The following is a 26181-nucleotide window of genomic DNA, read 5'->3' on the forward strand; positions in this document are numbered from 1 at the left end:
GAAATTCACATAAAGGGCCAGTTCAGCAACCTTGCACGGGTGGAGCCGAGGCAGAAAAATCGGCGGCTGAAACGTTTAATCTGACCAGACGGCCACGTTACTCGATAATCTGCCCAGTAAAAAGCCCCATCCTGTCGGACAATTGCGACAATGGTCGTCTGCGCGTGATGCCTGTACCGGGTCAAACTACCCGGTCCGGCCTTACAGCCAGCCCCGGTAATAACAAGGAAAATTCGGTGAAACTCAGCGATATCGCCCGTCTGGCCGGTGTGTCCGTGACCACTGCCAGCTACGTCATCAATGGCAAGGCAGAACAGCAGCGCATCAGCAACAGTACTGTCGAGCGGGTACGCGCGGTGGTCGAAGCCCACGGCTTCACCCCCAACCCGCAGGCAGCTGGGCTGCGCAGCCGGCATACCCGCACCCTGGGCTTCATTCTCCCGGATCTGGAGAACCCCAGCTACGCCCGCATTGCCAAGCAACTGGAGCAAGGCGCCCGCGCCCGCGGCTACCAGTTGCTGATCGCCAGCAGCGACGACCAGCCAGACAGCGAGCGCCAACTGCAGCAGCTGTTCCGTGCGCGGCGCTGCGATGCGCTGTTCGTTGCCAGTTGCCTGCCGCCAGAAGATGACAGCTACCGCGAGCTGCAGGACAAAGGCTTGCCGGTGATAGCCATCGACCGCCGCCTGGACCCCGCACACTTCTGCTCGGTGATCAGCGACGACCGCGATGCCAGCCGCCAGCTGGCCGCCAGCCTGCTCAGCGCGGCCCCACGCAGCATCGCCCTGATAGGCGCACGCCCCGAGCTGTCGGTTAGCCAGGCGCGTGCCGGCGGATTCGACGAGGCCCTGCAAGGCTATGCCGGCGAAGTGCGCCGCTATCAGGGCGAAGCCTTCAGCCGTGAGTGCGGCCAACGCCTGATGCAACAACTGATCGACGACCTGGGCGGCCTGCCGGATGCTCTGGTGACCACGTCGTACGTGCTGTTGCAGGGCGTGTTCGACACCCTACAGGCGCGCCCGGTCGACTCGCGCCAACTGCAGCTGGGTACCTTTGGCGACAACCAGTTGCTCGATTTCCTGCCGCTGCCGGTCAATGCCATGGCCCAGCAGCACGGCCAGATTGCCGCCACCGCGCTTGAACTGGCACTGGCCGCCATCGAGGAAAAACGCTATGAACCCGGCGTTCATGCTGTTGGCCGCACCTTCAAGCAACGCATCTCAGCGGCCTGAACATGCGCCTGATCGACACCCACACCCACCTGGACTTCCCCGACTTCGACGCCGACCGCCCGCGCCTGCTGGCCAACGCGGCGGCGCGTGGGCTGGAGCGGATGGTGGTGCTGGGGGTGTACCAGGCGAATTTCCAACGGGTGTGGGAACTCGCCTGCACCGAGCCGCGCCTGTTCGCCGCGCTTGGCCTGCACCCAGTTTACCTCGACCAGCATCGACCTGAGCACCTGCTGCAACTGCGCGAGTGGCTGGAGCGCCTGCGCGACAACCCGCGGCTATGTGCCGTGGGTGAGTTTGGCCTGGACTATTACCTCACAGACCTCGACAAGACCCGCCAGCAGGCGCTGTTCGAAGCGCAACTGCAGATGGCTTGCGACTTCGAACTACCGGCCCTGTTGCACGTGCGCCGCAGCCATGCCCAGGTGATTGCCACGCTCAAGCACTACAAGCCTGCGCGGGCGGGGGTGATTCATGCGTTTGCCGGCAGCTACGAAGAGGCCCGCGAGTACATCAAGCTGGGGTTCATGCTGGGGTTGGGCGGTGCGGCTACCTGGCCGCAGGCACTGCGGCTGCGCAAGACCCTGGCGCGGCTGCCACTGGACAGCGTGGTGCTGGAGACTGATGCACCGGACATGGCACCGGTGATGTACCCGGGGGTACGCAACAGCCCGGAGCATCTGCCGGACATTGCCGCGGCACTGGCGCAAGTGATGGGACTGGATGTCGAGGTGCTGGCACAGGCCAGCACCCGCAATGCTTGCGCGTTGTTTGGCTGGTGAAACTCAGGTGAACGGGATTCCCGTGGGATGCGCCTGGTCCCGATTCAGACCAGCACGGTCCACAGCGCGAACCCTGCATACCACAGCACTGCACAGCGCAACAGCAGTTCCCACAGGCTGTCCAACCGCCCCAACCCGCGCTGGCTGTCCTCTTCCTCGGGAATGTCATCGGCAATGCGCCCGACCCGAGCCACCAGGTGCCCGGCGCTGATGTGCCAGTTGAGCACCTCGTGCAGCATCACCCGTGTCACCGCGAGGAAGTTGCCCACCAGGGCAAAGCTCAACGCCAGTGCTCGCACCGGCAACCAGTCCATGATGTGCCGCAACTGCTCGGCACGCACCTTCAGCGCCGGCTGCCTGCTGTGTTCACCACACAGCGCCAACATTCGATAAGCCAGCGCAGCGCCTGGGCCCAGTACGAAATACCAGAAGATCACCGCAAAAAAGCCCTGGTACACCTGCCACAGCAAATTACCCTGCACCCGCACCAGCAGGCTGTGCGGTTCATCGGCCACCAGGCCCAGGTCGCGCTCGGCCACGTGCAGCGCCGCCTGATCGTCCCCCCGCCGCCAGGCATCACGAAACGCCCCCAGCGATGCCTTGGCATCGCCGCGGCCCAGGCTGTAGATCAGCACCAGCAGGTGCACCGGCAACGCCAGCAAACCATAGGCCACCGGCTCCAGCACATGCAGCAGCAACACCAGCAGCGCTACCGGCGCCAACACCAGGATGGCCAACGTCCACCATGGGTGCACCTTGCCGCTGCGCTCCAGACGCACCAATTCGCCAATAAAGAACCCGTCGCGCTGCACCTGATGACGCAGCGCCGAAAACTTCTCGACCCACAGCGCCAGCACCAACACCAGAAAACTCATGCCTTGTCCTCGTTGTGCTGCAGCGCCTGGCGGTAGCGCGGCCAGTCGAAGGCCGGGCCGGGGTCGGTCTTGCGCTGCGGGGCAATGTCGCTGTGGCCCTGAATGCGGTTCAGGTCGATGGCCGGCCAGGCACTGCGGATGTGCCGGGTGAGTTGCTCCAGCACAGCATACTGGGCATCGGTATAGGGCAGGTCGTCGGTGCCTTCCAGTTCGATGCCGATGGAAAAGTCGTTACAGCCTTCGCGCCCGTCAAAGCTCGACACACCCGCATGCCAGGCACGGTCATGCAACGACACGAACTGAGTCACCGCGCCGTCACGCTCGACGAACAGGTGCGCTGACACGGTCAGGTGGTTGATGCTGGCAAAATACGGATGTTCATCAGGGGCCAGGCGGTTCTGGAAGAATTGCTGCACCTTGCCCGTGCCGAAACAGGCCGGGGGCAGGCTGATGTTGTGAATCACCAGCAGGGAAATCGATTCGCCTTCGGGGCGCGCATTGAAGTTCGGCGAGGGGCAATGGGTGATTCCGATTCCGTGGAACCAGCCAGTGGCACGGTCCAATTGCATGGGGCAGATCCTGAAAAACGCCGTGAACATGCCCACAGTATGCCCTGCGGCCAACGCCGTGTGCATGTGAATGATTGTAATGCGTCAGCCTATTGCGCCTGCCCTTGCCGCAAGCTCTCAAGAACCGCCTCCAGCGCCCGTTCGAATAACAGGCGGTCATCCAGCACGCGCACTTCATGCCGCTGCAGTGCCTGGGCCAGGCTGGCGCTGCTCCACTCGCGCACTTTCATGCCGGTGCGGTTGGCGAACACCAGCCTATCGCTGCTTTCAATGCGCGCGACCAGCTTGCAGCGCAGTGGCTCATCCTCATCGAGAACCTCGACCCAGGTGCCGATACGCAAGCGTTGCGCCTGGCGCAGCGCTGCAGCCTGCCCATCGGCAGCGTGCAGGGGCACGCAGGCGGGCTCTTCGGCAATCGCCAGCACAATCTCTTCGGCCACCCGCACATCGCCCAAGAATTGACCTTCCCCTCCCGGCATTTCGTCTTTACCTGCGCAGGCGCGCAGGTGCAACTGTTCCAGTTGCAGGAAGAACTCGCGGGTCGCCACCGCGTCCAGGGCTACGCTGGCCAGGCCATCGCGCAGCGCCTTGAGCAGGGCTGGCACCTGCTGCAGCAAGGCTTGCGGCTCATGTGGCGGGGTAATGCTGGCCAGCAGCATGTCCATCGTCTGCAATGCGTCGCGCCAGGCCGCAGAGGCCTCGCCCTGTTTCAACCAAGCCAGCAGCAGTACCTGGCTCCAGGCCTGCACCAGCATTTGTACTACCACCTGCGGCAACACCCGGCCTCGCAGGCGCTGGTTGAGCACGTGCTGCACCTGCTGTCTGGCCTGCAGTGCCCGGGCACGGCCTTCTTCGGCGTCGCGAGTGCGTTGTTCGAGCAACTCGTTGCGTCGCCGTTCGTCCTGATTGAATGCGAGGAAGTCGTCGAGCAACTCGGCGAACAGGCTTGCATCGTCGGCAAAATCATTGAGCAGGCGCTGAACGACACGCTCTACCCGCAAATGCAAGCTGTCACGCCGGCCTTCGCTGCCGCACTCCCAGCCAATCGCGGCGCCGGCGATTTCGTTGAGCAGCCGACGCGCCGGGTGGTTACCTCGGCTGAACAGCCCCTTGTCCAGTAATGCCACCTTGAGCAGGGGAATATGAAGGCGCGTAATCAACGACCGCAGGCTGGCCGGCAGGTTGTCGTCGTTGTGGATGAACGCGAACAGCAGGCCAACCAGGTTGATCATGTCTTCGTCATCCACTTCAAGACGCCGACGCGTGCCGCTGCGCACACTCACCCGCAACAGCAGTTGCTCAAGCTGCTGGCCGAGCTCGAAGTCATCGGCCTCGTGGGTGGCGGGCACGTAGCGCTGCAAATGCGAAAGTAGCCGGAGCAGGTCGGCGGTACTGATCGGCTGGGCGGCAGCCACCGCGTGCAAGCGCGGCGCGAACTGCCCGCGCACCGGCGCTAGCAGTACCTGTAACGAGGCAAACAACGCCTGCCCTGCGGCATCCGCCCCCACGTCCTGGCCGAGATTCGCCGGTCCTGGGCGCGCACGCATGCGCCGGTCTTCGGCACGCCGGCGCGGCGCCGGTTGCAGTTCGGGCAGTACGCCGGCAGCGGCCAGCAACTGGTTGGCTTCGCCATAGATCACATCGACATCGCGCAGCACATAACGCTCGAACAGCTTCAGCAGCACCAGCTTGACCCGCAGGCCAACGCCCAGATTACGCCCGGCATCGAGGAAGTAACGACACAGCGCGGCTGGCCCCAACGGGTTGTGCTGCTCGTACAGGGGGCGGTCGAGCAGCGCCTGCAGGCGCAAACCCAGTTGCTGCAGGGCAATGCCATCGCGTGACAGCACCCGCGCCACCATGCCCTCGATGGCGGCGGCCCGCTCCATTTGAGCCTTGCTACGCGGGGGGCCCGGCTGGGCCAGGTTTGCCAGCAAGTCGACCTGGCCGGTTCGGAGGAAAGCATCCTGGAACGTATCCAGAAAACCACGCTCAATGCTCTTGCGCTTCAGGCGCAGGTCACGCATGGCCTCGAAGTACAGGTTCTGGTCACCGCGGTCCAAGGCCTTGTCGGCCATTTCGAAGAGCGTGTCATCGGCATTGTCGAACAGATCCTGCAGGCCCTGACGCAACTGCAACGCGGCCTTGTCGCGCACCTGCAGCAGCACGACCGGAAGGCAAGGCAGAGGCGTAAGCCCCCCTCGGTCGATGGCTGCCGCCAGGGGCACCACCTTGCCTTCCTTTTGCATCCTGGACTCCTTGCAGGGTGTCTTGCCCGAAAGGGCTGAAAATCGTCAAAGCCATGGCGCCAAATACCAGTCGCCATTATCGGTAAAAAACCGTATGCCTGCCAGCGCCGTTTCGCTGACTGGCTAATGACCCTGATCTGCTCGGATTACTCATGACGCCCGACCAAAGGTCAGCACCAAGGCGGCTGTACACACCGGCCCCCTGCCCTATAATCGCGGGCACCTAGCTTGTGGAGCCGACCATGCCGAACCTACGCCTTGCCGACCTGACCGCTGAAATTGAAGCCAACGTGCGCCGCGCGCTGTTGGAGGACATCGGCAGTGGCGATATCACCGCGCAACTGATCCCGGCCGAGCGCCTGGCCAAGGCGACCATCATCACCCGCGAAGACTGCGTGGTCGCCGGTACCGCCTGGGTCGATGCCGTGTTCCGCCAGCTTGACCCGCGCGTTGCAGTGCACTGGCAGGTGGCCGACGGTGAGCAGGCCACTGCCAATCAACCGTTGTTCCACCTGGAAGGCCCGGCCCGTTCGCTGCTGAGTGGTGAGCGCAGCGCACTGAACTTCCTGCAGATGCTTTCGGGGGTCGCCACCCGTGCGCGCTTCCTTGCCGACTTGGTAGCAGGCACCCAGGTGCGCCTGCTGGACACCCGCAAAACCCTGCCCGGCCTTCGCCTGGCGCAAAAGTACGCGGTTACCTGCGGTGGATGCGACAACCACCGCATAGGCCTGTACGACGCCTTCCTGATCAAGGAAAACCACATCGCCGCCAGCGGCGGCGTAGCCGAGGCCGTGGCCGCAGCGCACCGCATTGCGCCGGGCAAGCCGGTTGAAATCGAGGTCGAAAGCCTGGATGAACTGCGCCAGGCGCTGGCCGCTGGCGCGGACATCATCATGCTCGACGAGTTGAACCTGGACGAGATGCGCGAAGCCGTGCGCATTACCGCTGGCAAAGCCAAGCTTGAAGCCAGCGGCGGCGTAAACGAAACGACCTTGCGGGTAATTGCCGAGACAGGGGTGGACTACATCTCGATTGGCGCCATGACCAAGGATGTGAAAGCGGTGGACCTGTCGATGCGACTGAGCCTGTGAACTGATTGCAGGCAATAAAAAACCGGCGCTTGGCCGGTTTTTTATTGGGGGCGCTTTGCACCCCACTCACAGTCGCAACAGGCTGCATATCCTTGCAGGCGCAACCTTGTGCTGCGAATGAGCCGCAAAGCAGCCCCGGTTTTCAGATCAGAACGAGGCGTTGGCCAAACCGTCCAGGTAGCGCTCGACATCCAGCGCCGCCATGCAGCCCGCACCGGCCGAAGTGATGGCTTGGCGGTAAACGTGGTCAGCCACGTCGCCAGCGGCAAACACACCCTCGACGTTGGTCGCGGTGGCATTGCCTTCGCGGCCGCCGTTGACCACCAGGTAGCCGTCTTTCAAGGTCAGCTGGCCTTCGAACAGCGAAGTGTTCGGGGTGTGGCCAATGGCGATGAACACGCCGTCGACCTTGATTTCGTCGCTGCTGCCGTCGTTGTTCTTCAGACGCGCACCGGTTACGCCCATGTTGTCACCCAGCACTTCGTCCAGGGTGGCGTTGAGCTTGAGCTCGATCTTGCCTTCGGCCACACGGGCGTTCAGCTTGTCGACCAGGATCTTCTCGGCGCGGAAGGTTTCGCGACGGTGTACCAGGGTCACTTTGCTGGCGATGTTGGCCAGGTACAGTGCCTCTTCCACGGCAGTGTTACCACCACCGACCACGGCGACCGGCTTGTTGCGGTAGAAGAAACCGTCACAGGTGGCACAGGCCGAAACACCCTTGCCCATGAAGGTTTCTTCCGACGGCAGGCCCAGGTAGCGAGCGCTGGCGCCAGTGGCGATGATCAGCGCATCACAGGTGTACTTGCCGCTGTCACCCTGCAGGGTGAACGGCTTGTTGGCCAGGTCGACAGCGTTGATGTGGTCGAAGACGATTTCGGTTTCAAAACGCTCGGCGTGCTCTTGCATACGCTGCATCAGAGCCGGGCCGGTCAGGCCGTGGGGGTCGCCCGGCCAGTTGTCGACTTCGGTGGTGGTGGTCAGCTGGCCACCCGCCTGCATGCCGGTGATCAGCAGCGGCTTGAGGTTGGCACGGGCGGCATACACCGCAGCGCTGTAACCGGCAGGGCCGGAACCGAGAATGATGACGCGCGAATGACGTACTTCAGACATGTCGAACTCCTGTCGAGCGGGCCGCAGGGCCGGCATCGGTGTACCGGCTGCGCCAGCCAAGAAATTAAAAAGGACCCACGCAGCACTTGGGGAAGGCTAAAACGCGCAGGCCCGCAAAGCGAAAAGTTGAGCGCACTGTAGCGAGGTCGCAAAGATTAAGGAAATATCCTTAGACAATCCACCTCATAGGCATCGCCTATGCTGCGATTTCATCGATAAACACGCGCTGCGCGCTTTTGTTACATCCCGTTTCCCGCCCACTGCGTGCCTTTCGTCGGCGCGGCAAACTCGGTAAGGTCAGCGCGTTTTCCTTCTCTGCGGAGTATCTAGATGCAAGCCCCTGTCCTCTCTGGCCCCCAATACTTGCGCGAAGGCCTGAAACTGGTGCTGAGCCCCAACCTGCGGTTGTTCGTGCTGCTGCCTCTGGCGGTCAACCTGTTGCTGTTCGGTGGCCTGATCTACTTCGCCGGCCACCAGTTCGGCCTGTGGCTCGATGCCCTGATGCCCACGCTGCCTGACTGGCTTAGCTTCCTCAGCTACATCCTCTGGCCGCTGTTCGTTGCCTTGCTGGTGCTGATGGTGTTCTTCACCTTCACCTTGGTGGCCAATATCATTGCCGCGCCGTTCAACGGCTTTCTGGCGGAAAAGGTCGAGGTGGTAGTGCGTGGCGAAGACACCTTCCCAGCCTTCAGCTGGGGCGAGCTGGCAGCCATGGTACCGCGCACCTTCAGCCGCGAAATGCGCAAGCTGGGCTACTTCCTGCCACGCGCCATCGGCCTGTTCGTCCTGTCGCTGATCCCGGTGGTCAACGTGGTGGCTGCGCCGCTGTGGCTGATCTTCGGCGTGTGGATGATGGCCATCCAGTACATCGACTACCCGGCGGACAACAACAAGATGACCTGGCAGGACATGCTCGCCTGGCTGCGCCAGAAGCGCTGGCAGAGCCTGGGCTTTGGCGGCATCACCTACCTGGCGCTGATGATTCCGGGGGTGAACGTGCTGATGATGCCGGCGGCGGTGGCCGGGGCTACGCTGTTCTGGGTGCGGGAGCGGAGCTGAAGGAGCGTGGGGCTGCAGGGCAGCCCCTTTTTGCAGATTGTTTTTTTAGAAGTCGGAGAAACTGTAGGGTTCGAGGGTGGCAATCTGAGAAAGCAGTATTAGATGCTCCACTGCCTTAACCTTCTCGAGGTTAGCAAGGTCGCTTGACCCGCCGAACGCCAAGGCTGGAACGAACCCATACATTTCATCATGCTTTAGCATACCCAGTTTTTTCTTTGCTGGCTCGAACATGCCATCAAAGTCAACAGACGCCTTCTCTTTGCCAAGGAAGAAACCTTGCACTTCCCTGTCCATATCCGCCGCCGTCAACTCATATTCACTGCCCCTGTATCGTGAAATATGAGCCAAAATCTTTACTGAGAAACCCGTTTGCTCTCCAAAGAGATACAGGTCACCAAATGCGCCGCGAGCGATAAGGTGGTATCTATCTCGCTTCTCCAATATTGTGCCTTCGATAAGCGAGGCAGTTACCCCTTCATATTCCTGGGGATTGACAGTCCAAAATATCCCGTCACCATACCCGCACCAACCGTGCTCACTCCAATACTCTAACAATTTGTTCGGCAAGATGCCTCTGTATCGATCCAGACTTGAGGGAGGAACCTCCTGTCGAAAAAACGGCTCACCAACTTGTTCTACAAACAGGAAAAAAACCTCATCCACGGCGAAACCCTCAAGCGACTAGTATTCATGGATTATGCAAAGCTGCGAGAGATGACAGGGTTTTCCTTTGCCTGCTTCACCGAGAGCTTTCTAGCTTCAATGGCATTCATAGTTCTCATAAGATCTCTCAGAATTCTCTCCTGCAGCTTAGAAGTTCAGCTGTTCAGTTGTTACCGTGGGTAAGGCTGGAGATTTTTATCGTTCTTTAGATCGAGCGCCGCGCAGGCGAAACTCGATCCCATGGCCATTACAAATTATCAAAGACTCAACCGACTGGAAAACTGTTCCGCCACATCCATCACCCGGGCGATTTCCTCGGTGGCGGTGCTGGTTGACTGCGGCATTAATCTGGCTGCTCGGAGAAGGCGTAAGGTTGAAGATCTGTCAATTGCGCCAGAAAGATCAAGTGTTCAACAGCACTGACTTTTCTAAGATGTTGCAGGGAGTCTGCCCCGCCCAGCATGAGCGCGGGGAAAAAGCCGTACATCTCGTCATGTTTAAGCCTACCCAGTTTTTCCTTGGCGGGATTGAAGAGACCATTGAAATCCATTGACTCCACTTCTCTTGACAAAATAAAGCCTTGAAGCTCAGTATTTAGTTGTTCCTTTGTGAATTCAGTTCGATAAAATATGTACTGAGACCCAACGCTTGTTATCTCCAATGAAAATCCAGTTTTCTCTCCCCAAAGATACAAGTCTCCGAAGGCACTTCTTGCAACCAAATGATAGTTGTCGTGCGAAGCAAGTGCCGTGCCTGCAATCCAGCAGGAAACTACGGCGTCATATTCTTGCGGATTGACTAGCCAGAATATGCCCTCACCGTACCCCCCCCATCCATGCTCGGACCAATATTCCAAAAGCTTGGGAGGAAGCTTGTCTGTGTATCTTTCGATTGTGGAGCCAGGTACTTCCCGGCGGTCAATCGGCGGACCAAAACTCTCAATCAAACTGGCAAATACTTTATCCATTTCAACCTTCTCACCTTAGCACTTATGTAATTTGACATTCATGCGGATTGAGCCTCTGGACTCCAGGGGTACCGTTTCGGCCGCTTTCTTTAAGTTAGGTATCCTGGTTTTCCATTGGGCGCCTATCACTGAGTTTACCTGGCGGTCCCCAAAGTCCGATATGACGTCTCTACCTCCGGCGACGAGATCCGGATTGTGCAGTGCTGCTGTAATTGACATCCGGTTTCTGGCTTTTTCTATTGCAACCCGTTGCGCTTCAAATGGGCCCATGGTTTTCCTGAGCTCTTTTTCAATTTTTTCCTTGATAAATTCTTGCTCCTTTTTTCTCGCTCTCTGGGCGAGCCCTTTATTGCGCTGATTTGGGTTTTCAACTTTTTCCAAAAATTCTTCAACGGTCATCCAGTTGAGCCCGTCTTCCTGGCCATTCAACTGTCGTTTGAATTCGCCTACTTTGTATTCCGGTACTTTATCAGCTTTGAAACATTCAACGTTATGCAATGCCATCGTGCCCGGATGGGGCTTCGCTGGTGCTTTCCTGGGCTGATTCGGGCTAACGGGCTGCGGATCATCCATCGCCCCCTTGCGCCGCTCCGGCACCTGCAGATCCGGCCGTTTCTTCAACCCCTCTTCATGCTGGAGCATCCATTGCCCCAGCCGCGCGCCTTTGCGGCTGGCCGCCATTTCCTGGGCCAGCACCCGGGCATCGCCGCGCCCGCGGGTGAGGTACGACACGATCGCCCCCAACAACAGCACCACGACTTCCACATGGCCTTGGGCAATCTGATGCGTGGCCCGGGATATCGCATACGGATCGTCCCGGCAGAACGGGCCGGTGCCTTCATTGCCGCAGGTGCCTTCCCAGGCGAAGCGGATGCCATCGACGTAGTACTCACCGATCCGCGGCAAGCCCCCGATGAAGAACTCGGCAATGGAAGCCAGCCCCAGCGCGCCAAGGATCCAGCCGCTGACCTTGAGGCCCATGACCGCGCCTGCGCCAGCGAACGGTATGGTTCCGGCGCCGCCGGCGAATGCGCCTACCCCCGCGCCAAGCAGGCCGCCGGTAACGGTGCTGCCGATGACGATCATCGCCATCTGCTGCACGACCCTCAGCAGTTCGTCGACGATGCTGTTGATGCCGAGGTCGGCGAAGCGCTGGCGCAGCCTCTGCGCCGCCTGCCATTCGGCGTGGTAGAAGGCTGTGCGGACAGCTTCGATCCGGCGCAGGTTGAGGCCCAGTGAGGCGACCTCTTCATTGAGGCTGGTGCGGAACTGGCCACCGCTTGGGTAGCCCACCATGGCGATGACACGTGACTCGATCTCGTGCCACGAGGGCACGAGGTAATCCAGGTACATGAGGTGTCTCCCTGACAACGTGTGCAGGGGGAAATCCCATCATGGATTCGGATCGGAGGTTTCTGAGTCAGTTGTAGGAAAATGCGACTTCGTTTCCGGCATGCTCGGCGAAGTTCAGCTGTTCAGTTGTTGCTGTGGGTAAGGCTGGAAATTTTTATCGTTCTTGAGATCGAGCGCCGCGCAGGCGAAGCTCGATCCCATGGCCATTACAAACCCCAAGCCATATCAAAGACTCAGCCGGCTGGAAAACTGCCCCACTACGTCCACTACCCGCTTCGCCCCGTCCTGTATCTCGACAATCACGCTGCCCGTCTCATCCGCCAGCGCCAGCCCCTGTTCGGCCTGGCGCTTGCTGGTGTCGATGATCGCCACCGCCGCCTGCGCCAGTTGTTCGTTCTGCTGTACCACCCGGGCGATTTCTTCGGTGGCGGTGCTGGTGCGGGAGGCCAGTTGGCGCACTTCGTCGGCAACGACGGCAAAGCCCCGCCCTTGCTCCCCCGCGCGGGCAGCTTCGATGGCCGCGTTAAGGGCCAGCAGGTTGGTCTGCCCGGCAATGTCGCTGATGGTCTTGATGATCGAACCGATCACCCGCGACTGGGTATCCAGTGCCTGGATGCCGTCGGCCGCCTCTTGCATCGAAGCCTCCAGGCCACGCATCACAGTGACAGTCTGGGTGACCACTTCGGTGGCCTTGCGAGCACTGACATCGGTACCCAGCGAGGTGTTGTAGGCGACATCTGCCGCCTCAGCCACTGCCAGTTCCTGATTGACCTGATCGGTGATCACGGTGGCGAACTTGACCACCTTGTACAGCACATCGTGGGCATCGAAGATCGGGTTGTACGAGGCCTCCAGCCAGATCACCCGGCCATGGGCATCGATGCGCTTGAAGCGCTCGGCAACATATTCGCCACGCCGCAGCCTGTCCCAGAACGCTTGGTAGCCAGCCGAGTTGACCTCCTGCGGTTCGCAGAACATGCGGTGGTGCTTACCGCGAATCTGCTCCAGGCGATAGCCGACGGTGGCCAGGAAACGCTCGTTGGCAGTGAGAATGATGCCGTCGAGGTCGAACTCGATCACCGCAGTAGAGCGCATCAGTGCCTTGATCAGGCTTTCGTGCTCGCGTGAGGTCTCGATGGTTCGGGTGAGGTCGCTGGAATGCAGGGTGAAGTACTTGATGCGCCCCTCGCTGTTCTTCACCGGCTGCAGGATCGAGCGCAGCCAGGCTTCCTGACCATTGCCGCGCAGAAGACGGAACGCACCGTTCAGGTGTTCGCCACGGCTGATCGCGCTTTTCATGCGCTGGTAGAAGTCCAGCGACTTTACGTGGGCAGGGACGATGTCCTCGATATTGCGTCCAAGCAATTGTTCGGCACGGTAGAGCATCTCGCTCTCGAAATTGCCGTTGACCATCTCGATCCGTCCCTGAGGGTCGAGCTGCAGCACCAGCATCTCGCTGTCGAGACTACTCTTGACCTGTTCGATGGACATCAGGTCTTCGCGCAGTTGCCGGATTTCTTGCTTGAGCTTGTTGTTGAACATCACCGCTCTCCTGGAGCGCATCACGTAGTCGAATGCAACTTCATCGGCTGCCAGCGACACCTTCTTGAGTGCTGTGCGAGGAAATATTCGTAGAGGCAAAAGTGCCGGCGATCAGGCGTCATCTTTACGTCACAAGGCGGTCACATTAGCGCAACCCGGCAGGCGGAAACTTTTTGTCATGAATACACCCGCCCTACGCATCACCCTGGTCAGCGAAACCTTCCCACCCGAGATCAACGGCGTGGCCAACACCCTTGGTCGCCTTAGTGAAGGGTTGCGCCAGCGCGGCCATGAGGTCGAGGTGGTGCGCCCGCGCCAGGCGGGCGAAGGGCACACGCACAGCGATCCGCACCTGATGCTGTGCCGTGGCTGGGCGTTGCCTGGCTACCCGGGTTTGCAGTGGGGCGAGGTGTCGATGCACAAGCTGTTGCGTCGCTGGCGCCGGCAGCGCCCGGATGTGCTGTACATCGCCACCGAGGGGCCGCTGGGGCTCAGCGCCCTGCGCGCGGCGCGGCGCCTTGGGGTGGCGGTGATCAGTGGCTTCCACACCAACTTCCCGCAGTATTCCGGCCAGTACGGCCTTGGCCTGCTGGCGCGCCTGCTCACCCACTACCTGCGCTGGTTCCATCGGCGCACGGCAGTCACCTTGGTGCCAAGTGCCAGCCAGCGCCTGGAGCTGGAGCGTCGCGGTTTCGAACGCCTGGAGCTGCTGGCCCGAGGAGTCGATGCGTGCCTGTTCAATCCGGCCCGACGCAGCCAGGCCTTGCGCGAAAGCTGGGGGCTAGGCCCGGAGGATATCGCCGTACTGCATGTTGGGCGGCTGGCGGCGGAAAAGAACCTTTGCTTGCTACGGCCTTGCCTTGAGGCGTTACGGAAGACGTATCCACAGAAGCGCCTGCGCCTGATCATGGTCGGCGACGGGCCTCAGCGCGCCAGTCTTGAACACCAGGTTGCAGACGCCGTGTTTTGCGGGGTCCAGCGCGGTGAACGACTGGCCGAGCACTATGCCAGCGGCGACCTGTTCCTGTTCCCGAGCCTGACCGAGACCTTTGGCAATGTAGTGCTCGAAGCCATGGCCTCAGGGTTGGCGGTGGTTGCTTATGACCAGGCAGCCGCAGCGCAGCATATTCGCCATGGCCACAATGGCGCGCTGGCCATGCCAGGGGACCAGGCGGCGTTTGTCGATGCAGCGTGCTGGTTGCTGGAAGAAGTGGAGACGTTGCGCAGGGTGCGCCTGAATGCGCGACAGCATGCCAGCCGCCAGGGCTGGCCTGCGATTGTCGAGCAGTTCGAGGGGTATCTGAACAGCGCCTGCCGGCAACCTGGTGCTGCGGCTGGGCGTTCTGCGCAATTTTTGCAGCGCCTGTGAGATCGAGCGCCGCCCGCGCGGCGCTCGATCTCACAGGCGCTGCAAAAACATCGCGACAGGCACCCTTCAGGCCAGGGCTTTCTCGATGGCCTGCACCACCGCTGGGTCATCCGGCGCAGTGCGCGGCGAGAAACGCGCCAGCACACGGCCATCCTTGCCCACCAGAAACTTCTCGAAATTCCAGGTAATGTCACCGGGGAACTCGGCCCCCTCACCTGCCAGCAGGCGGTACAACGAATGGCGCTGCGGCCCGTTGACCTCCAGCTTGCCCCCCAGCGGGAAACTCACCCCGTAGTTGAGGCTGCAGAAGTCCTGGATTTCCTTTTCGGTGCCCGGCTCCTGCCCGGCAAACTGGTTGCACGGCAGGCCAAGCACATTGAAGCCCTTGTCCTTGTAGATCTGGTAGAGGTTTTCCAGAGCCTTGTATTGCGGCGTCAGGCCACATTTGGAGGCAACGTTGACCACTAGCACCACTTGGCCCTTGAAGGGTGCGAGGGGCAGCTCTCCGCCGTTCAGCGCTTCCAGTTTCAGGTCGTGAAATGCACTCATGTTGAAATCCCCTCTCAGGTTCCCGGTTGCCGTGCAGGCGAATTTCGCCCACTAAAAAGGCGCTCGTCCAAACCGTTCACCTCCCGTAGGAAGGCAAATCGGCTTGCCCGAGCGCCTGGCGACTTTCTGAGCTTAGCGCAGAAAATCAGTGGTGATGGCCACCTTCACCGTGGATGTGACGGTGAGCGATTTCTTCGTCGCTGGCGTCACGCACGTTCACAACCTTGACCTGGAAGGTCAGGCGCTGACCGGCCAGCGGGTGGTTGCCATCAACGGTAACGTCGTCGCCGTCGATGTCGCGGATGGTGACGATCTGCATCTGGCCGTCCGGTGCCGAAGCGTGGAACTGCATGCCCACTTCCAGCTCGTCGACACCTTCGAACAGGCTACGGTTCAGGGTGCTGACCAGTTCGGCCAGGTACTCGCCGTAGGCCTCTTCAGGTTCGATGGAAACGTTCAGCTCGTCACCAGCCTGCTTGCCTTCCAGGGCTTTTTCCAGGCCCGGGATGATGTTGCCGGCACCGTGCAGGTAAACCAGCGGCGCGCCACCGGCGGAGCTGTCGATGGTCTCCCCGGCGTCGTTGGTCAGGGTATAGTCGATGGAGACAGCCTTGTTGGCGGCGATCAGCATGGGGCAAGACCTTTTGCAAAAGAATGTAGAGCGCACAAGTGTAACCAAGCCATCGCCCGATTGCGAACGAACTGCAGACGAGCAACGGCCCACCAGTCGGATCGATGGCTTTCATCAAGACGCAGAAGGCCACTGGGTGGTGCAACTTTCGTGCGGCCATACCCAGCACCTTCGCCACCAGCCGCCGTGGCAGGCACGCCCTTGGGTGCTCGACCCGGCACAACGTGCGCAACACATCGGCCAGCCTTTCGCTTGCGGCTGGTGCGCACAAGGGGCCGATAGCGCTACCCTTGACCGTTAATTTCTTGCACCGCTTATTTCGAGAAGCACGCATGCAGACATTTTTCATTGCGCCGACCGACTTCGGTGTCGGCCTGACTTCAATCAGCCTGGGCCTGGTGCGCACCCTGGAGCGTGCCGGCCTGAAGGTCGGCTTCTTCAAGCCTATCGCTCAGCCGCACCCGGGTGACACCGGCCCCGAGCGCTCCACCGAACTGGTTGCCCGCACCCACGGCATCAAGCCACCGGTCCCACTGAGCCTGGCCCACGTCGAGCGCATGCTCGGCGATGGCCAACTGGACGAGTTGCTTGAAGAAATCATCCGCCTCTACCAGCAAGCCTGCGTCGGCAACGACGTGGTCGTGGTCGAGGGAATGGTGCCCACACGCCACGCCAGCTATGCAGCGCGGGTCAACCTGCACCTGGCCAAGAGCCTGGATGCCGAGGTGATCCTGGTATCGGCCCCGGAAAACGAAGTGCTCAGCGAGCTGTCTGGGCGGGTCGAACTGCAGGCCCAACTGTTCGGCGGCCCACGCGACCCGAAAGTGCTCGGGGTCATCCTCAACAAGGTACGTACCGACGAGAGCATGGCGGACTTCGCCACCCGCCTGCGCGAGCACTCGCCATTGCTGCGCGGTAATGACTTCCGCCTGCTTGGCTGCATACCCTACCAACCCGAGCTGAACGCACCGCGAACCCGCGATGTGGCCGAGCTGCTTGGCGCCCAGGTGCTCAATGCCGGCGACTACGAGCAGCGGCGCATGAGCAAGATCATCATCTGTGCACGCACGGTGGCCAACACGGTCCCGCTACTGACCTCGGGTACCCTGGTGGTAACCCCGGGCGACCGCGACGACATCATCCTCGCTGTCAGCCTGGCAGCGATCAATGGCGTGCCACTGGCCGGTTTGCTGCTGACCAGCGACAGCAAGCCTGACGAGCGTATCCTTGGCCTGTGCCGCGGTGCACTGCAGGCCGGCCTGCCGATCCTATCGGTCAGCACCGGCTCGTACGACACCGCCAACCAGCTCAACTCGCTGAACCGCGAAATCCCGGTGGACGACCGCGAGCGTGCCGAGTTCATCACTGACTTCGTCGCCAGCCACCTCGACGCGGCCTGGCTGCACCAACGCTGCGGCACGCCGCGTGAACTGCGCCTGTCGCCGGCGGTGTTCCGCTACCAGCTGATCCAGCGTGCGCAGCAAGCCAACAAACGCATCGTCCTGCCAGAAGGCGCCGAGCCACTGCTGGTGCAGGCTGCAGCCATCTGCCAGGCCCGCGGCATCGCCCGCTGCGTGCTGCTGGCCAAACCCGAAGACGTCGACGCCGTGGCCCGCGCCCAGGGCATCACGTTACCGCCGGGGCTGGAGATTCTCGACCCCGAACTGATTCGCGGGCGCTACGTGGAACCCATGGTCGAGCTGCGCAAAAGCAAGAACCTCAACGCGCCGATGGCCGAGCAGCAACTGGAAGACCCCGTGGTGATCGGCACCATGATGCTGGCCCTGGACGAAGTGGACGGCCTGGTCTCGGGCCTGGTGCACTCCACGGCCAACACCATCCGCCCGGCCCTGCAACTGATCAAGACCGCACCCGGCTCGAGCCTGGTATCTTCAGTGTTCTTCATGCTGTTCCCCGAGCAGGTGCTGGTGTACGGCGACTGCGTGATGAACCCGCACCCAAGCGCTGCCGAGCTGGCGGAGATTGCCCAACAGAGTGCTGCCTCGGCGCAGGCCTTCGGCATCGCGCCACGGGTGGCGATGATCAGTTATTCAAGCGATTCGGCCAGCGATGAAGAAGTCGAGAAAGTGCGCGAAGCGACACGCCTGGCACAGGACGCGGCGCAGGAGCTACTGATCGATGGGCCGTTGCAGTATGACGCAGCGGCCAACCCGGCGATCGCTCGAGAGCTGGCGCCGGCTAGCCCGGTGGCCGGGCGCGCCACGGTGTTCGTGTTCCCCGATTTGAATACCGGCAATACCACGCACAAGGCGGTACAGCGCAGTGCCGACGGGGTCAGCCTGGGGCCGATGCTGCAGGGTTTGCGCAAGCCGGTGAACGACTTGCCGCGAGGGGCGCAGGTTGACGACATCGTGCATACCATTGCCCTGACGGCGATTCAGGCCAGCGTGGCGCGCTAAAAGCAGAGGCTTCTTTGCAAGCCTTGTGGGAGCGGGACTACCCGCCCCCACAGCGCCGCAAAGCGGCCCTTAAGGTCGATCAGGGATACTGCTGAACCTGACCTTGCTGCTCATACTGCTGACCCGGAATCGGCTTCAGGTTCACTTCCACACGGCGGTTCTGCGCACGACCATTGGCGTCAGCGTTGCTGGCGATCGGCTGGTCCGGGCCCATGCCACGAACAGAGATACGCGAAGCATCCACACCCTGCGAAGTCAGGTAGGTGCTGACCGCCTGCGCACGGCGCTGGGACAGGTCCATGTTGTGCTGGCGGCTGCCCGTGCTGTCGGTGAAGCCGACCACTTCGATGGTGTTCTGGTTGAACTGCTTGAACGAGCCAGCCAGGTTGTTCAGCGGCGAGTAGAAGCTTGGGGCGATGTTGGCCGAGTCGGTGGCGAAGGTGATGTTGCCCGGCATGATCAGCTTGATCTGGTCACCCTGACGCTGCACTTCCACACCCGTGTTGGCCATCTGCGCGCGCAGCTCGGCTTCCTGCTTGTCGGCGTAGTAGCCATAACCGGCTGCAGCAGCACCCACTGCGGCAGCACCGATCAGTGCACCCTTGCCACGGTTGTTGTGGTCGATCGCAGCACCGGCGATGGCACCGGCCAGCGCCCCCAGGCCGCCGTACTTGGCGGTCTTGCTCATCCCTGTGGAGCCCTGCGCCTGACCCTGGTTGTCGTAAGGATTCTGGCCGGCGCAGCCGGTCATCAGTGCTGCGGCGGTTGCGACGATAATCAGACGACGCATGGTGAACATGGACAAGCTCCTACTGAAATTCATAAATGCGGCAGATCTCGAAGGGATCTATGCCAGCCTTGGATTGCATCGGCAACGAAAAATTCCATGAAAGTGCCTTCATGTGCCATCAGGCACGCACGAACGGGTTTTCGCGCATCTCGTCGCCCAGACGGGTGTCGGGCCCGTGGCCGGTCACCACGATGGCCTCTTCGTCCAGCCGGTACAGCCGCTCCTTGATGGAGCGCACGATTGCCCGCTGGTCGCCCCCCCACAAATCAGTGCGGCCAATACCCCGACGGAACAGGGTGTCACCGGCAATCAACAATTTGGCATCGGCAAACCAGAAGCTCATCGAGCCCGGGGTATGGCCAGGCGTATGCAGCGCCACACCGCAGCCGCAGGCGAGTTCTTCGTCATCGCCCAACCAGCGGTCCGGTGCCGGTACCGGGGTGTAAGGTACACCGAACGTCTGGCACTGCATCTCGAGGTTGTCCCACAGCACCTGGTCGTCCTTGTGCAGGTGCAACGTGGCCCCCGTCAGTTCCTTGAGCTTGCCTGACGCGAGAAAGTGGTCGAAGTGCGCATGGGTGTGGATGATGCTCACCAGCGTCAGGCCGTGGACCTGCAGGCGAGCAAGGATCTTGTCCACATCACCACCCGGGTCGACGACTATGGCTTTCTTGGTCAGAGGGTCGCCGATCAGCGTGCAGTTGCACTGCAAGGGGCCGACGGGGAAGGTTTCGCGGATGAGAGCTGACGATGGGATATGCATTGTGAATACGGGAACCGGTTAATCGAATAGGGTTTGCACACGCGCCAGTGCGTCCAGGATGACAACTTCAGGCACCGACTCTATGCGCTTGGCAAATCGTGCTTCAAGGTCGACTGTGCGCACCTGGTTGCAAAGCATCACCCCCTGCGTCTGCGTGCCCGCACCGCTGAGCGTGACAGCGAAACCCGCATGCCTCGCGAAATCCCCACCTTGAGTGATCGGGATGATTACAGCCAGGCCTGAAGCATTGAACGCAGCCGGAGTAAGTACCAGTGCAGGTCGGCCGGAGCCCTGCTGTTCCCGGCCGACTGTTGGGTCCAGGTTGACGCGAACAATATCACCCCTGGCGAATTTCAACCGTTTCACACTTCACGTCCCACTGGACGCATGGTATTCCAGTCGGCCATGTCCTCTGGCTCCGGTGCACTCAGGTCACATTGGGCCATCAGTTCCTCAAGCGTGTACTTGGGTTTCGACCTGACGGGTTTGAGCACCATCGTCTCACCCGTTGTGTCAAGGCTCAGGGTGGAGCCGACACCGAGACGCATCTGCTTGAGTACTGCGGCGGGCAGGCGGATCGCGGCGCTGTTACCCCACTGTTGAATCTTGATCTGCATGAGTATCTCCCAAGGTAGATACATAGTAGAAACCCTCCAAATGATTGCAAGCGAAATGTAGAAACGTCGTATCTACACTGTCATCTGCCCTGACCGGACAAAAGCCCTGCAATCTCAAGAAGGAAATGCCCTACATCACCTTGGGAAGCCACTCTCCAACTGCAAAAATTTCAAACGTAGATTCAGCCGGACCTCAAGGCAAAAACAACCTGAACAACCCCCCCCCAAGCGCCCCGCCGTTGGAGATCTCGATCCGCCCGCGCACCCCGCCGCTTTCATGCAACGCGGCGATCCGCGCCGCAAAATACAGCCCAAGGCCGGTACTGCCGCTGGTCGAGTCGATGCCTTGGATATACTCCTCCTGGCGCTCGAGCATGTGCTTTGGATAACCCGGGCCGTCATCGTTGACGCAAATGGCCAACTGGTTATCGGCCTCTTCGATGGTGATCAGCAAGGCGTGCCCGGCAAAGCGGGTGGCGTTGGTGATGACGTTGGAGATCACCGAGGCCACCAGTTCGCGGTCGAAGAAACCCAGCGGGTTATCGGTGTCGATACGCCAGGTGGCGAGAATGTCGTTGTGCTTGAGCACTTCCTCGTGCGCCGCCAGCTGGGCTTCGATGAAATCATCCAGCTCATGGTAGTCCGGGCAAACCGGCAACTGGTTCACACCCAGTTTGTACAAGCCCAGCAACTGCACGAGCATGCCGTTGAGGTGACGAAATTCATGCTCCATGATCCCCTGTTCGGCACCGCCACGCAGTTCCTCTGGCAAGCGCTCAACCCACTGGCTGTGGGACTGGATCAGCGCCGACAACGAACTTTTGAGGTCGTGCACGGTGGAGGCGATCACCGTGGAAAAATCCAGCCCCTGATTGTCTTGATTCATGCGCCGAACACTCGGATGTGCAGTTTGCGGTAACGGTCATAGCGATTATCGCTGGCAGGGATACCGGCCACGCTGGTCAAGGCATCGCGGCACTCCTGCATGATCGCAGGCTGAGGGTTGTCACCGCCAATGCGCAGCAGCGCCTGGGCGGTGTTGAGGGCGATGCTGATGTTCTTCGGCTGTAAACCCAATGCCTTTCGGAACAGCTGCAATGCCTCGCCAAGCTGCCCTCCCTGGTAACTGCGCACACCCTGACGATTGAGGGTGACCGCTTCGGTAATGGCGTTGAGCACGCTGGGGTCATCCGTCAGCTTGCCCACTTTCTCCATGACCTTGGGGTCATCGCCATAACTTTCCACACAGTTCTTCAGCACGCCGATGGCGGCGGCTTCCTGCCCCATCGCCTGCAGTTGCGCAGCGACAGTAAGGGCCGAATCGACCGAGAAGAACTGGTTCATCTTGTCCAGGCGCTGAATCGCCTGTTCTGTCAGCTTGCCGGCCGTTTCCGGGTCGCCGGCCTGCTGCAGGCTGGCAGCCTTCATCATCCGCGCACGCACCTGCAGGCCTTGGTCCTCAGGGTTCTCCTTGGCCACTTCACTGAGCGTGGTGTTGATCTCGACCCGGGTACGGGCGTCCAGGCCGAAGCCTGCATTCTTGCTCATCAACGCCTGCACCAGGCCAAGGTTGTTTTCGGCATCCTTGTAACGCGAACTCTGCCCCTGGTTCACCGCATGACGGAACGCTTTCGATGCGCTCTCGAAGTCTTCGTTCTCCAGCGCCAGCTTGCCCAGCGTCGATTGCCGACGCACCGACAATGGCGACAAGCGTACGGCTTCTTCAAGCAAATTCTGCGCGCGCCGGGTATCGCCCTGAGCCACCAGCACCTCGGCCATGCCATCGTAAAGGCCTGGCATGATCGGGAACGCCTTGAGCGCCTGCTCGTATACACCCTGGGCCTGGGCATTCTGACCACGCTTGTGCATCAGTGCGCCCAACGCAGCGTACACCCACGGCTGCGGGCGGCTGGCCAGGATGGCCTTGAGGAATTTTTCCAGTTCCTCGAAACGGTTGAGGTTGCGCAGGGCATCGGCCCGGTAGCGCAAGCACAATGGCGCCAGGCGCGGATCCTTCTTGCACAGCTCGGCGCAGGCCGCCAGTACTTCGGCCGGGCGGTTGCGGTCCAGCGCCTGCAGGATCGGTTTTAGCAGCGTCTTGCGCTGGAACAGTTTCTCGACGCGCTGGGCCAGGCCAACCCGGTTGAACGGTTTGGTCAGGTAGGCATCGGGCTCGTGCTCGATGGCGCTGAGAACAATCGCCTGACTGCTCTCGGCGGTGACCATGATGAACACGCACTCATGGCTGATGTGCTTGTCGATGATCAGGTCTTCAAGCACCTGTTGCCCGTTCTTCTTGCCATCGCCCAGGTGGAAGTCCTGCAGGATGAAGTCATAGCGCTTCTGCGCGCACATGCGCAGCGCCTGCTCGCCGCTGTCAGCGGTGTCCACGTCGCGCACGCCCAACTCGCGCAGCATGGAACGGGTCGACGTACGAAAGTCGGTAAAGTCGTCGACGATCAGAAAGCTCTTTTGCCCGTACTGCAGCATCAACACGACCTGCCTTGGAATGATTGAAAAATCGCGCGAGGCGATGCCACCGATAGCTGTATCGGCAGCTGGTCGGGAAAGATGAGGGTAGAGCATTGCCGGCCACGAATCATGGCGTCAGGCCATCACTTTAACGAGCAATGACCTACAGGGCCAGTATCACGCCAGCAACCCCAGGGATTTGGCCTTGGCCACCGCCTGGGTGCGCCGCTCCACGCCCAACTTGCTGTTGATGTGGCTGGCGTGGGTCTTCACCGTGTGCAGGGAAATGAACAGCCGCTCGCTGATCTGCTGATTGGAACAGCCCTGGGCAATCAGTTCGAGCACGGCCAACTCGCGACCACTCAGCGCTTCGCCATTGCCCGTACTGGCGATTGGCACTGGCGGCAGCTGCTTGAGCAGTTCAGCCTGAACCGGGCAAGTGGCACCTGTCTGCAGTTGTTCATGAAGCCATTGCGGGTGCTTTTCCAGAAGTGGCTGCATCGGCTGTATCACGCCGCCGTGAGCCGCCTCCAGCAAGCCGGGCAACAACTGCGCGGCCTGCCCTTCCTTGCCTTCGTCCAGCAACAGGGAAAGCCATTGGCACAGAGCGCTGACGGCGAGCATCATGCCGCCACTGGCCCGGCCGCGCTCTACCAGGCAGGCCAGGCGTTGCACGGCATCGTCACTACGCAACTGGATGCGATCGAGCAATGCCTGCTGCAGCGCAATGTGCAACGGCAGCAGCGGATGGAATTCCGGTGGCATCGCCGGCTGCTCGCCGCCATAGGTCTGGCCCAGGCGCTGCAGCCAGGACTCCGCGAGGTCGATCCGCCCCTGGGCCAGCCACAGTTCGCATTTGACCAGGGTAATCATGGCCAGGTAGTAGACCGGGGGCACATCCCAGATATGCATCAAGCGTTCGGCCTCGGCCAGTTCGGCAAAGGCCTCGGCAAAGTGACCCTCCCGGCCATCGAGCGTGGCAATCACGCAATGGCCGATGAGCACACTGATGTCCCGGCACGCTCGCGCCTCGCCCAGCCCCGCGCGCAAACGCGCCCGGCCCTGAGCCGGCTGCAGGCGCGAGACCAGCAGGTAACCTTCGTAAAGCGTCAGCCGCGCACGCACGGCATACAGCCGCTGCGCCGAAAGCCCTTGCAGACGTTGCAACCCTTGTCGCACTTCGTCCAGTGCGCGCAGCACCTCGCCACGTGCATGCAGCACCCGCGCCCGGTCGTAATGAGCCAGCGCCTCGAACAAGGGGTTGCCAACCCGTTGGGCCAGCTCCAGGGCTTCACGGTTCCAGCCCCGGGCACGCCAGAAGTCACCATCGGCAATGGCCAGGTTGGACAGGGTCGACAAGCACACCAGGCGTTGGCCATAGCGCTTGCTCGGCAGGCTCTGTAGTGCTTCGCCGCAATAGGCCAGGGTGCGCTCGCGGTCGCCACGGCCGCGGGCAATGACCCCACTGAGTGCCAACCATTGGGCCAGCATCGACTTCTGCGCAGTCGCCGAAGGCGCGGGCAGAAAGCGACTGAGGTAGCCGGCCAGTTCTTCGGCAGCATCCAGCTGGCAAGCCAGGCCCAACGCCCAGCTGTACAGCACGATAAGCCGCGGCGTGCTGATCAACAGACTGTCGGGCAGGTCCATCTTCCAGCGCAGCAACATGCCGACGTTCTGCTCGGCCAGCAATTGCTCCTCGGACAGGCTCTGCACCAGGTCGGCGGCAACATCGAGGTGGCCTGCACGCAAAGCCTGCTCCACCGCCTCGTCCAGCAGGTCTTGGGCTTCAAACCAGCGGCAGGCCCGCAAATGCAGAGCGACCTGCGATTCGCTGGCCTGACGACTGCGCAGCAGGTCGGAGAACAAATGGTGATAGCGGAACCAGTGCCCATGCTCGTCCAGCGGCACAAGGAACACCTGATGCGCCTGCAGGAAGCTCAGGACGGCGGCACTGTCGTGGCAGCCACGCATCGCATCGCAAAGCGGAGCGCAGAAACGCTCCTGGCAGGCGGTTTCGTACAAGAAAGCCTGCACGTCTGCGGGTAGCCTGTCGATGACTTCTTCAAGCAGGTAGTCGCGGATCAGGCCCTCGCCACCATGCAGCGCCTGGGGCAAGGCTTGCTCGTCAGCGCTGTCGCTGGCAGCCAGCTGCCAGAAACGCAACCCGGCCACCCAGCCGTCGCTGCGCTGGATCAGGTTGTCCAGCGCCTGGCCGCGCAGGCCGGTAGGCTGGCGACCGATCACTGCCAGTGCCTCATCCGCGGTGAGGCGCAGGTCCTGTTCGTTAAGCTCGACCAACTGCCGGGACAGGCGCAGGCGCGCCAGGTGCCAGTCTGGCCGTTGGCGGCTGGTCACCAGCAACACCAGGCCGGGGGGCAGGTGATTGAGGAAAAACTGCAGGCAACGGTCGAGCACCGGCCCCTGGGCCAGGTGATAGTCGTCCAGCACCAGCAGCAGCGGCGTATCAGCTTGCAGGTACAGCGCCAGCTCGTCGAGCAGGCCGTCGAGCCACTCTTCAAAGGCAAACGGCTGATGGCGCTGGCGCATTTTCAGCAGGCCCATGGCCTGGCCGCCCAGTGCCGGACAGTATTGCTGCAGGCCTTCAAGCAAGCGCTCAAGGAAGCGGCCGGGGTCGGCATCCCGCTGGCTCAGGCCCAGCCACAGGCTGCGCCAGTGCTCGGGCAGCGTTTCGCAAAACTCGATGGCCAGGGAGCTTTTGCCGAAACCCGCCGGCGCATTGACCAGCAGCAGCCGCCCGCCCAAGCCGGCCTCCAGCCGCTGGCACAAACGCAGGCGCGGTACATGGCCGTCCGGCAGCGGCGGCCGGAAGAAACGCCCGTCCCGCAGGCCAAGGGCCTGACTTGCGAATCCATGGGTACGGGACAGATCTGTCATGGCCGGCTCATTCTGGTTGGAAGACAACGGCGGTATGGATGTTTGCGAGACTAGCCGTTAACGCTGCGCATTTGAAGATAATGGGCGCAATTGGCGTGGAAAAGACTGCGACAAAAAGCAACATGACTGATGGACAGGGGCTGGGACGGGGGGTTTGGGGAGGTATTCAGGAGGTTTATTGCCTTG

The 26181-nt window shown here is 61.4% G+C and carries 24 protein-coding genes and 1 pseudogene; 7 read left to right on the forward strand and 18 right to left on the reverse strand.

Going from position 1 to position 26181, the window contains the following annotated elements; translation table 11 throughout:
• The first annotated feature begins 236 nt into the window (after positions 1-236).
• Entirely contained in the window at positions 237-1232 is a 996-nt protein-coding gene (cra, locus tag ACF8GF_RS04510) for a catabolite repressor/activator (RefSeq protein ID WP_176685002.1), read from the forward strand.
• A 2-nt stretch (positions 1233-1234) separates the two neighbouring features.
• Positions 1235-2011, forward strand: a complete 777-nt coding sequence (locus tag ACF8GF_RS04515) for a TatD family hydrolase (protein WP_392461997.1) — start codon at positions 1235-1237, stop codon at positions 2009-2011.
• Between the two features lie 44 nt (positions 2012-2055).
• Here the strand turns inward: ACF8GF_RS04515 and ampE are convergent, their stop codons facing one another.
• The 3 genes from ampE to ACF8GF_RS04530 all read right to left on the reverse strand — a co-directional run bounded on the left by ampE (position 2056) and on the right by ACF8GF_RS04530 (position 5704).
• On the reverse strand, positions 2056-2886 hold the full coding sequence (ampE, locus tag ACF8GF_RS04520) for a regulatory signaling modulator protein AmpE (RefSeq protein ID WP_392487734.1): 831 nt from the start codon (positions 2884-2886) through the stop codon (positions 2056-2058).
• Positions 2883-3455: a 1,6-anhydro-N-acetylmuramyl-L-alanine amidase AmpD gene (gene ampD / locus ACF8GF_RS04525; RefSeq protein WP_004575862.1), complete on the reverse strand. Its 573-nt coding sequence runs from the start codon at positions 3453-3455 to the stop codon at positions 2883-2885. Before ampD ends, ampE begins: the two co-directional genes overlap by 4 nt.
• A gap of 89 nt (positions 3456-3544) precedes the next feature.
• Positions 3545-5704, reverse strand: a complete 2160-nt coding sequence (locus ACF8GF_RS04530; RefSeq protein WP_392487735.1) for a DUF1631 domain-containing protein — start codon at positions 5702-5704, stop codon at positions 3545-3547.
• 242 nt (positions 5705-5946) lie between these two features.
• Here ACF8GF_RS04530 and nadC point away from each other — a divergent pair, with 242 nt between their 5' ends.
• On the forward strand, positions 5947-6795 hold the full coding sequence (gene nadC, locus ACF8GF_RS04535) for a carboxylating nicotinate-nucleotide diphosphorylase (RefSeq protein ID WP_021781721.1): 849 nt from the start codon (positions 5947-5949) through the stop codon (positions 6793-6795).
• A 147-nt stretch (positions 6796-6942) separates the two neighbouring features.
• On the opposite strand, the gene trxB is transcribed toward nadC, so the two are convergent.
• Positions 6943-7905, reverse strand: coding sequence for a thioredoxin-disulfide reductase (gene trxB / locus ACF8GF_RS04540; protein WP_003247318.1), 963 nt, complete (start codon positions 7903-7905; stop codon positions 6943-6945).
• 330 nt (positions 7906-8235) lie between these two features.
• Between trxB and cysZ the strand changes: the two genes are divergently transcribed.
• Positions 8236-8964, forward strand: a complete 729-nt coding sequence (gene cysZ, locus ACF8GF_RS04545; protein ID WP_103463248.1) for a sulfate transporter CysZ — start codon at positions 8236-8238, stop codon at positions 8962-8964.
• A gap of 45 nt (positions 8965-9009) precedes the next feature.
• Here cysZ and ACF8GF_RS04550 read toward each other — a convergent pair whose 3' ends face one another.
• From ACF8GF_RS04550 to ACF8GF_RS04570, 5 genes and pseudogenes are all read right to left on the reverse strand, one after another.
• Complete coding sequence (locus tag ACF8GF_RS04550; protein WP_392461993.1) at positions 9010-9627, reverse strand: GAD-like domain-containing protein; 618 nt, start codon at positions 9625-9627, stop codon at positions 9010-9012.
• Positions 9628-9970: 343 nt separating this feature from the next.
• Complete coding sequence (locus ACF8GF_RS04555) at positions 9971-10594, reverse strand: GAD-like domain-containing protein (protein WP_392461991.1); 624 nt, start codon at positions 10592-10594, stop codon at positions 9971-9973.
• Between the two features lie 15 nt (positions 10595-10609).
• Positions 10610-11947 carry a DUF6861 domain-containing protein gene (locus ACF8GF_RS04560; protein WP_392487736.1) on the reverse strand — a complete coding sequence of 446 codons (1338 nt, stop codon included), beginning with the start codon at positions 11945-11947 and terminating at the stop codon, positions 10610-10612.
• A gap of 225 nt (positions 11948-12172) precedes the next feature.
• A complete protein-coding gene (locus ACF8GF_RS04565; protein WP_370853134.1) occupies positions 12173-12604 on the reverse strand; it encodes a methyl-accepting chemotaxis protein in 432 nt (143 codons plus the stop codon).
• A 162-nt stretch (positions 12605-12766) separates the two neighbouring features.
• Positions 12767-13510: pseudogene (locus ACF8GF_RS04570) on the reverse strand (PAS domain-containing protein); the annotation flags it as partial.
• Between the two features lie 157 nt (positions 13511-13667).
• On the opposite strand from ACF8GF_RS04570, the gene ACF8GF_RS04575 reads away from it, so the two are divergent.
• Complete coding sequence (locus ACF8GF_RS04575) at positions 13668-14858, forward strand: glycosyltransferase family 1 protein (RefSeq protein WP_176684995.1); 1191 nt, start codon at positions 13668-13670, stop codon at positions 14856-14858.
• 66 nt (positions 14859-14924) lie between these two features.
• Here ACF8GF_RS04575 and ACF8GF_RS04580 read toward each other — a convergent pair whose 3' ends face one another.
• Entirely contained in the window at positions 14925-15407 is a 483-nt protein-coding gene (locus tag ACF8GF_RS04580; protein WP_176684994.1) for a glutathione peroxidase, read from the reverse strand.
• A gap of 145 nt (positions 15408-15552) precedes the next feature.
• Positions 15553-16038: a peptidylprolyl isomerase gene (locus ACF8GF_RS04585; RefSeq protein ID WP_003247325.1), complete on the reverse strand. Its 486-nt coding sequence runs from the start codon at positions 16036-16038 to the stop codon at positions 15553-15555.
• Between ACF8GF_RS04585 and ACF8GF_RS04590 the strand changes: the two genes are divergently transcribed.
• On the forward strand, positions 16037-16339 hold the full coding sequence (locus tag ACF8GF_RS04590; RefSeq protein WP_176684993.1) for a DUF3565 domain-containing protein: 303 nt from the start codon (positions 16037-16039) through the stop codon (positions 16337-16339). The genes ACF8GF_RS04585 and ACF8GF_RS04590 overlap by 2 nt on opposite strands.
• A gap of 31 nt (positions 16340-16370) precedes the next feature.
• A complete protein-coding gene (gene pta, locus ACF8GF_RS04595; RefSeq protein WP_176684992.1) occupies positions 16371-18458 on the forward strand; it encodes a phosphate acetyltransferase in 2088 nt (695 codons plus the stop codon).
• Positions 18459-18537: 79 nt separating this feature from the next.
• On the opposite strand, the gene ACF8GF_RS04600 is transcribed toward pta, so the two are convergent.
• From ACF8GF_RS04600 to ACF8GF_RS04630, 7 genes are all read right to left on the reverse strand, one after another.
• Complete coding sequence (locus ACF8GF_RS04600) at positions 18538-19257, reverse strand: OmpA family protein (RefSeq protein WP_003247328.1); 720 nt, start codon at positions 19255-19257, stop codon at positions 18538-18540.
• A 109-nt stretch (positions 19258-19366) separates the two neighbouring features.
• Positions 19367-20011, reverse strand: coding sequence for an MBL fold metallo-hydrolase (locus ACF8GF_RS04605; protein WP_176684991.1), 645 nt, complete (start codon positions 20009-20011; stop codon positions 19367-19369).
• 18 nt (positions 20012-20029) lie between these two features.
• Positions 20030-20377: a type II toxin-antitoxin system ChpB family toxin gene (locus tag ACF8GF_RS04610; protein ID WP_076402560.1), complete on the reverse strand. Its 348-nt coding sequence runs from the start codon at positions 20375-20377 to the stop codon at positions 20030-20032.
• Entirely contained in the window at positions 20374-20652 is a 279-nt protein-coding gene (locus tag ACF8GF_RS04615) for an AbrB/MazE/SpoVT family DNA-binding domain-containing protein (protein WP_392487488.1), read from the reverse strand. The genes ACF8GF_RS04610 and ACF8GF_RS04615 overlap by 4 nt, the downstream gene beginning before the upstream one ends.
• A 169-nt stretch (positions 20653-20821) precedes the next feature.
• Positions 20822-21514 carry a sensor histidine kinase KdpD gene (locus ACF8GF_RS04620; protein ID WP_003247329.1) on the reverse strand — a complete coding sequence of 231 codons (693 nt, stop codon included), beginning with the start codon at positions 21512-21514 and terminating at the stop codon, positions 20822-20824.
• Complete coding sequence (locus ACF8GF_RS04625; protein ID WP_003247330.1) at positions 21511-23118, reverse strand: tetratricopeptide repeat-containing response regulator; 1608 nt, start codon at positions 23116-23118, stop codon at positions 21511-21513. Before ACF8GF_RS04625 ends, ACF8GF_RS04620 begins: the two co-directional genes overlap by 4 nt.
• A gap of 159 nt (positions 23119-23277) precedes the next feature.
• Positions 23278-25995: a LuxR C-terminal-related transcriptional regulator gene (locus ACF8GF_RS04630; protein WP_392487489.1), complete on the reverse strand. Its 2718-nt coding sequence runs from the start codon at positions 25993-25995 to the stop codon at positions 23278-23280.
• Positions 25996-26181 lie beyond the last annotated feature (186 nt).

Origin of the sequence: Pseudomonas sp. yb_5 (assembly GCF_043103865.1) — a bacterium.
In the GTDB taxonomy this organism is placed as follows: Bacteria; Pseudomonadota; Gammaproteobacteria; order Pseudomonadales; family Pseudomonadaceae; genus Aquipseudomonas; species Aquipseudomonas putida_Y.

Bases quoted from the DNA above. Each gene is read 5' to 3' on its own strand.
- nadC (WP_021781721.1), top strand. From the start codon at position 5,947: ATGCCGAACCTACGCCTTGCCGACCTGACCGCTGAAATTGAAGCCAAC.
- ACF8GF_RS04580 (WP_176684994.1), bottom strand. From the start codon at position 15,407: ATGAGTGCATTTCACGACCTGAAACTGGAAGCGCTGAACGGCGGAGAG.
- ACF8GF_RS04565 (WP_370853134.1), bottom strand. From the start codon at position 12,604: ATGCGTGGCCTGGAGGCTTCGATGCAAGAGGCGGCCGACGGCATCCAG.
- ACF8GF_RS04620 (WP_003247329.1), bottom strand. From the start codon at position 21,514: ATGAATCAAGACAATCAGGGGCTGGATTTTTCCACGGTGATCGCCTCC.
- ACF8GF_RS04630 (WP_392487489.1), bottom strand. From the start codon at position 25,995: ATGACAGATCTGTCCCGTACCCATGGATTCGCAAGTCAGGCCCTTGGC.
- pta (WP_176684992.1), top strand. From the start codon at position 16,371: ATGCAGACATTTTTCATTGCGCCGACCGACTTCGGTGTCGGCCTGACT.
- ampD (WP_004575862.1), bottom strand. From the start codon at position 3,455: ATGCAATTGGACCGTGCCACTGGCTGGTTCCACGGAATCGGAATCACC.
- ACF8GF_RS04590 (WP_176684993.1), top strand. From the start codon at position 16,037: ATGGGGCAAGACCTTTTGCAAAAGAATGTAGAGCGCACAAGTGTAACC.
- ACF8GF_RS04625 (WP_003247330.1), bottom strand. From the start codon at position 23,118: ATGCTGCAGTACGGGCAAAAGAGCTTTCTGATCGTCGACGACTTTACC.
- ACF8GF_RS04515 (WP_392461997.1), top strand. From the start codon at position 1,235: ATGCGCCTGATCGACACCCACACCCACCTGGACTTCCCCGACTTCGAC.
- ACF8GF_RS04600 (WP_003247328.1), bottom strand. From the start codon at position 19,257: ATGTTCACCATGCGTCGTCTGATTATCGTCGCAACCGCCGCAGCACTG.
- ACF8GF_RS04605 (WP_176684991.1), bottom strand. From the start codon at position 20,011: ATGCATATCCCATCGTCAGCTCTCATCCGCGAAACCTTCCCCGTCGGC.
- ACF8GF_RS04555 (WP_392461991.1), bottom strand. From the start codon at position 10,594: ATGGATAAAGTATTTGCCAGTTTGATTGAGAGTTTTGGTCCGCCGATT.
- ACF8GF_RS04585 (WP_003247325.1), bottom strand. From the start codon at position 16,038: ATGCTGATCGCCGCCAACAAGGCTGTCTCCATCGACTATACCCTGACC.
- cysZ (WP_103463248.1), top strand. From the start codon at position 8,236: ATGCAAGCCCCTGTCCTCTCTGGCCCCCAATACTTGCGCGAAGGCCTG.
- ACF8GF_RS04575 (WP_176684995.1), top strand. From the start codon at position 13,668: ATGAATACACCCGCCCTACGCATCACCCTGGTCAGCGAAACCTTCCCA.
- ACF8GF_RS04530 (WP_392487735.1), bottom strand. From the start codon at position 5,704: ATGCAAAAGGAAGGCAAGGTGGTGCCCCTGGCGGCAGCCATCGACCGA.
- trxB (WP_003247318.1), bottom strand. From the start codon at position 7,905: ATGTCTGAAGTACGTCATTCGCGCGTCATCATTCTCGGTTCCGGCCCT.
- ampE (WP_392487734.1), bottom strand. From the start codon at position 2,886: ATGAGTTTTCTGGTGTTGGTGCTGGCGCTGTGGGTCGAGAAGTTTTCG.
- ACF8GF_RS04615 (WP_392487488.1), bottom strand. From the start codon at position 20,652: ATGTATCTACCTTGGGAGATACTCATGCAGATCAAGATTCAACAGTGG.
- ACF8GF_RS04560 (WP_392487736.1), bottom strand. From the start codon at position 11,947: ATGTACCTGGATTACCTCGTGCCCTCGTGGCACGAGATCGAGTCACGT.